The organism is Streptomyces sp. MMG1533 (assembly GCF_001279775.1).
Lineage (GTDB): Bacteria > Actinomycetota > Actinomycetes > Streptomycetales > Streptomycetaceae > Streptomyces.
Map to the genome: position 1 here is coordinate 1 of NZ_LGDG01000080.1, position 2487 is coordinate 2487.

A 2487-nucleotide genomic window follows, 5' to 3' on the forward strand; every position below is an offset into this window, starting at 1 on the left:
CATGCCGGACCGGTTCAGCGTATGGACCTTCCTGCGCGAGTGGTGGCGGCACCGCCGCACCGCCCGCCGCGACTGGGGCCAGCCACTTTTCGCTCTCTACGGGAACGACCTCCTCGGGCTGTCCCCGACCGCCACTAAGGAGGATCCGACCTGGCTGACGCTCCTGAAGGAACTCCGCTGCCTGCCTGACACACACCTGCTGGAGTTGCTGGGACACAGGGAACTGCATCAGGCCGCGCGGAACCTGCTGCTCCAGGCACTGGCCGATCGCACGCGCCACCGCAGGCCGCGCGACGCCCGGCGCCTGTGCACGGCGCTGCTGAACGAGCGTCTGTACCTCTACCCGGAGGCGGAGCCCTTCGACCGGTACGGAGACGACCGGAAGGAGCAGCATATGGACGAGTCCGCGGTCCACACCGCCGCGTGGCTCTTCGCCTGGGCGGTTCGGCCCCACGTCAGAGACGCGGAGCAACAGACCGGCCTGAGCGACCTGCTGCGGACGGTCGCAGCGCTGCCGACCGGTGCCGACCGGGCGCTCCTGCTGCGCATCTCGGTCGCCCCTTACGACGGCGTACCGGCGGAATTCCCACCACGGATCTGGCAGAAGCTGCTGGAGACGCTGGTCCCCGATGCCCGGAGCGCGGGCGAGGTGTCCCGGGCACAGGATCACCGTGCGCGGCGACATGGCCACCGCCTGTTCCGCTCCGGGTCACCGGCCCAGCCGCAGGGCGACCCGGCCGGCACCGGGGGCCGGCCGGGATGGTCGGTGGAAAGCCGGGTCTTCGTCGCCGTCGCCATGCTGTTCTGCAGCCTGGTCATCCTGTTGTTCTTCGCATTCTCCTAGCGAGCGCGCCCGCTTCTTGAACATCCCGGCCGCCTCCTGCGTACCTCCGAACACTGGCCGAGGCCGGGCCCGAACCTCAAATGTTGCTCTGAAGGAGCGGGCGGAGGGGTTCGGCCCCGCGCGGCGGGGCCATACCCCCGTCACGCCGAGGAGGCGGCACCGCGGATCCGGAGGAAGCCGAGGAGGGGACCATGAAGCGACTGGGAACGGGCATCGGTTGGCGGCCCGAGATCGCGGACGCCGTGGAGCGCATGCCCGGCATCGACTGGGTCGAGGTCGTGGCCGAGAACGTGTGCCCGGGGCACCTCCCCGACTCGCTGCTGCGGCTGCGCGAGCGCGGGGTCACGGTCGTCCCGCACGGCGTCTCGCTGGGCCTCGGCGGCGCGGACCGCCCCGACGAGACGCGGCTCGCGGACCTCGCCGAGCGCGCCCAGGCGCTGGGCTCGCCGCTGGTCACCGAGCACATCGCGTTCGTCCGGGCGGGCGGGCCGCTGACGGCGTCCCCGCGCCTGGAGGCGGGCCATCTGCTGCCCGTGCCGCGCACCCGGGACGCCCTCGACGTCCTGTGCGAGAACGTCCGTGTCGCACAGGACGCGTTGCCGGTGCCGCTCGCCGTCGAGAACATCGCCGCGCTCATCTCGTGGCCCGGCGAGGAGATGACCGAGGGACAGTTCCTGTACGAACTGGCGGACCGCACCGGCGTACGCCTGCTGATCGACGTGGCGAACCTGCACACCAACCATGTCAACCGCGGCGAGGACCCGGCCGAGGCGCTCGCCGAACTGCCCCTGGAGGCCATCGCGTACGTCCATGTCGCGGGCGGCTTCGAACGCGACGGCGTCTGGCACGACAGCCACGCCCACCCGGTCCCCCGCCCGGTCCTCGACATCCTGACCGACCTCGCGTCCCGGGTGTCCCCGCCGGGCGTCCTGCTGGAACGGGACGAGAACTTCCCCGAACCGGCCGAGCTGGAAGGGGAGTTGGGGGCGATACGGGAGGCGCTGGAGAAGGGCGGCGCGAAGGCCGCACCCGCCGGGACGCCGACCGCCCAGACCTCGCCGGCGCCCGCTCCGTCCGCCGACGAGCCCACCCGCCAGCGCCTCGCCCTCGCGCAGACGGCGCTGCTGTCCGCGCTGGTCGCGGGGACGCCCGTACCGGAAGGCTTCGACCGGGTACGGCTGGGGGTGCAGGCACGGGCCCTCGCCGGAAAGCGGGCGGACGTCGTGGCCAAGGTCGCCCCCGAGCTCCCGGAGATCCTCGGCACGGCCTACCGCCCCGCCTTTCTCGCCTACGCCCCCGGCCACCCGATGACCTCCGGCTACCGCCGCGACGCCCTGGACTTCGCCGAGCACGTGCTGCTCGCGGGGCGCCTGGAGGACGCGGCGGCGCGGCGGGCGCTGCGGGAGTGGTGGCTGGAGCGGTCGGGGCCGGTACCGCGCTCGCAACGTCCGACGGTGAGGCTGGCCCGAGCCACGCGCCGGGTACTCCTGCGACGCTGAGCGCAAGGCCTCACCCGCGGCCAGGAGGCAGAGGGCAGCCCAGGCCGTCAACCGCGGGCCCAGCCCGTCAATCCGCGGGTAATCGTGCCGCCCGGGGATGGCTCCCGCCCCACACAAGGGCGGCACCCCGCCACGCCGGACTGC

Annotated in this window: 2 protein-coding genes; both read left to right on the forward strand. The window is 73.2% G+C overall.

All coding sequences use genetic code 11. The annotated features are described in order from the left end of the window. Positions 1-844, forward strand: an 844-nt coding sequence (locus ADK57_RS11215) for a hypothetical protein (RefSeq protein WP_053749253.1), incomplete at its 5' end; no start/stop codon positions are given. 191 nt (positions 845-1035) lie between these two features. Next, on the forward strand, positions 1036-2343 hold the full coding sequence (locus ADK57_RS11220) for a DUF692 domain-containing protein (protein WP_053749254.1): 1308 nt from the start codon (positions 1036-1038) through the stop codon (positions 2341-2343). Positions 2344-2487: the final 144 nt, after the last annotated feature.